This is a genomic window from Collinsella aerofaciens, assembly GCF_015556945.1.
Lineage (GTDB): Bacteria > Actinomycetota > Coriobacteriia > Coriobacteriales > Coriobacteriaceae > Collinsella > Collinsella aerofaciens_AO.
Map to the genome: position 1 here is coordinate 1 of NZ_JADNNH010000052.1, position 3027 is coordinate 3027.

Genomic DNA, 3027 nt, shown 5'->3' on the forward strand with positions numbered 1-3027 from the left:
AGGGTCGATGGAGCAGAGCGTCCATCGACCCTTAATCAAGTCTGGTCTATTCGGTTGCCCGCCGCGTCAATTCCGCAATCCGTGAACGAGGGTTCCGAGATCCGCATTCGCGGAACTCTCCACCCCCGTGGTCACGCATTGCTGCATTGACCCGTCTGCCCTCACACAATCGTCTCGTCGCTGTTGTCGCGACGCTATTCATAGTCGAGCTTCGCGGCCTGCTGGATGGCGTTGCGCCGGCGCTCGATGAAATTGCCGATTGCCCACGCACACTTGAGGTCGAGGGCACGGCTCCACATGTCGTTGTTCTCGTCGCACCAAAGTTGAAACTCGTAGAACTCCGAGACGTTGTTCGCGATGATGTATTGACGCATCTCCTTCATCATCGCGTGCAAGTCCTCAAGCTCGTTGCACCAGTCGTGCCAGTTCGCACCACCGAACTCGAGAACGTCCCTCCAGTCGTACTGAACCTTGTCCGAGCACTTCTCGTGCGTCAGGTACAAGGCCATGCTCGCCTTGCTCTTCGCGTACTTAATCGAATGGGTGTGCAGAAATGCGAAGTCCTCTTTAACAGTGTCGTAGCCCACGGGCTGTGGGTACTCAACTAAGCCGTGGTGGTGCGCGACCTTGACCTCGCCCTCGATGTGGTCTGGGTTCCTGCGCTCGTCCGCAGCCGTCCACACATCCCTGTCGTGAAGCGGCGAGACTAGAAACGGCAGTCCGAGTTCATCGCACTCGTCACGCCAGCCAACCTCGGCGGTATCGGGATAGAAGATGAACATCCAAACCTTGTGACGCTTCCCAGCCCCACGGTTCTCCTTCTCCCACTTGCGCTGTGCTTCGCGCTGCTTTTCTTTGTCCTTGTATGGCATGATGCTATAATTCTCCTTGCAGAAAGGACTGGTTAAACCGTCTGCTAAAAGCCCCTAAGCCGCCAAGCAAGAGGGGCTTTCTTTTTGCCTATTTACGCTATGGCCATGAGACCATCCGCGAGGATTCCGCGAGCGTATGCACCCGTCGATTTGCCCTCGGCCTTCGCTTCTTTCTCAAGCGCCCGCTTCATGGCAGCGGGAACCTTGAGCGACAGCGTCACAGTATCCGGAGCCGCCTTCGGAAGCTTACCCTCGACAATCTCGCCGACGTTGACCCATCCGCTAGGCCACTCGTCACGCTCAAGAGCGCTCTCCCAGTCGGCAATCATCTCGTCGGTAACGACCTTGCCGTTCTCGGCAACGATTCCGTTCATGTCTACCTCCATCCCAGCTCACGCTTGAACTTCTTCGTCGGCGGCACCATCGCGTGGAACACGCACCAAACGCCGTCGATATCCATAAACCCAATCAGCTCGGCGAACCTCCCGTCAGGAAGAGAACCGACCGAAATCCAGAGCGGCGGGTCGTCCGTGCCATTTCGCTGTCGGCACCTAATCGGGTTCTCCCACGCATATGCGACTTCCTCGCTGGTAAGCCCGTGCTTGAGGGCGTTCCCGTGTACTCTGACCACTGCCGTTCTCCTTTCTTCCCTAGCAAGTATACCCGATTAGTATACTGAATCAAAGCGCCTGCCCATCATAGTTGCGGTCAGGCGCGAAACCCGACCGCTCAAGCTCAAGCCGTTTGCTAGCCGCACGACCTTCCTCAACGTCATCGAACGGAGACCACTCGTCCATCTCCTTTTCAAGCTGGTTCATTTCCTTGAGCTTTTCGCGAGCGCCCTTCTCAAGAACGCGCTCGGCTCGCTTGCCGTCTTTTTCGCTCTCGAAATCTCGACCAGCTTTGAGCGCGTCCCAGCAAATCGGGTTTTCCGAGAACTCAATGAGCTTGTCCCTGAACCTCTTTAGCAACTTCCTCCACGACAGGGCTTCGGCAATCTGCGCCAGCTCGGTTTTTATCTTCTTGAATCGAGTTGCGTAACCATCCAGCTTGGTCTCGCACTCGGTAACTTGGTCTTTCGCTTTCTTTGCGGCATCCTGCGCAGTTTTGAGGACATCCTTCACAACGGCAAGTTCCGCCGTCACCGATTCCAGCTGTTTGGTCTTCTCGTCGAGCTCAGCCTGTATACGGAGGTTCTCGGCCTTGTATTCGGCCACGGACTTGTGCCGCTTCACTGGTTCCCCGTCCCCGCGTTTCTCGCCCCTAGAAAGGCCGTACAGCGCTCCTACGCGCCCATAGAACCTGTCCTGCATCTTCCCGAGCGCCATCTTGTTCGGGAAGAATTCCTTCCACGAGAGCTTGCCGTCCCTCAACGGCACGAAACCGAAATGCGCGTGCGGGGTCTCCTCGTCCATGTGCACCGTAAAGTGAACCATGTTCGATTCACCGAACTCATCGCAGCAGAACCGGTACGCGTCATCGAAGAACTCGCGCACCTTGTCATCGTCCGCCAGCTCGAAGAACTCGGGACTCGCCGTCACGATTCCCTCGACGAGCTTCACCGCGTCCTTGCGCACCTTGCGCTCGCCCGAATACCCGTCGTCAATCCTCGCCTGCACCTCGCGCTCGTAATCGACGTGAGAACGCATCTCGCGGTTCAGCCGGGTTCGGGTTTGGTCTATGTCAGGGTTCGTGTGCTTTCCCGGCTCGCGGTCGTTGTGGTACTGCATGGCACCTATCGCGGCACCCTTGCACTTCTGGACTCGAAGGATTGCGTACTGCTTCCCCATCGGCGGCAGCACCTCCCGGCTTTTTGGAACAAAAGGGTAACGCACTCCCCTTTTACCTACGGAAAAGAGGGCGCGCCGACAGTGTACCACTGTCGGTTCTCCGCGACTTAGGGTCGCTCCGCGCCTGCAGCTTGGCGGCACGCGGCGGCGCGTGCATGAGGGGGCAGGCCCCCTCAAACTCCCCCAAGGGTTCGGGTTCGTGGTTCGGCACCCCCCTGCGCGGGGGTCGCAGAAAGCCCCGCGCAGCAGCATCCCCAAATCAACCTTCGTCGAGACTTGGGCAAGGAAAGGGTCGATGGAGCAGAGCGTCCATCGACCCTTAATCAAGTCTGGTCTATTCGGTTGCCCGCCGCGTCAATTCCGCA

At 58.0% G+C, this 3027-nt stretch carries 4 protein-coding genes; all 4 read right to left on the reverse strand.

What is annotated here, in order from left to right:
- Window positions 1-194: 194 nt before the first annotated feature.
- Window positions 195-872 carry a Rep family protein gene (locus I2F59_RS09720; protein ID WP_195504002.1) on the reverse strand — a complete coding sequence of 226 codons (678 nt, stop codon included), beginning with the start codon at window positions 870-872 and terminating at the stop codon, window positions 195-197.
- A 92-nt stretch (window positions 873-964) separates the two neighbouring features.
- A complete protein-coding gene (locus tag I2F59_RS09725; RefSeq protein ID WP_155086623.1) occupies window positions 965-1246 on the reverse strand; it encodes a hypothetical protein in 282 nt (93 codons plus the stop codon).
- A gap of 2 nt (window positions 1247-1248) precedes the next feature.
- On the reverse strand, window positions 1249-1503 hold the full coding sequence (locus I2F59_RS09730) for a hypothetical protein (protein ID WP_117843712.1): 255 nt from the start codon (window positions 1501-1503) through the stop codon (window positions 1249-1251).
- A 49-nt stretch (window positions 1504-1552) separates the two neighbouring features.
- On the reverse strand, window positions 1553-2662 hold the full coding sequence (gene mobV / locus I2F59_RS09735; RefSeq protein WP_195504003.1) for a MobV family relaxase: 1110 nt from the start codon (window positions 2660-2662) through the stop codon (window positions 1553-1555).
- Window positions 2663-3027 lie beyond the last annotated feature (365 nt).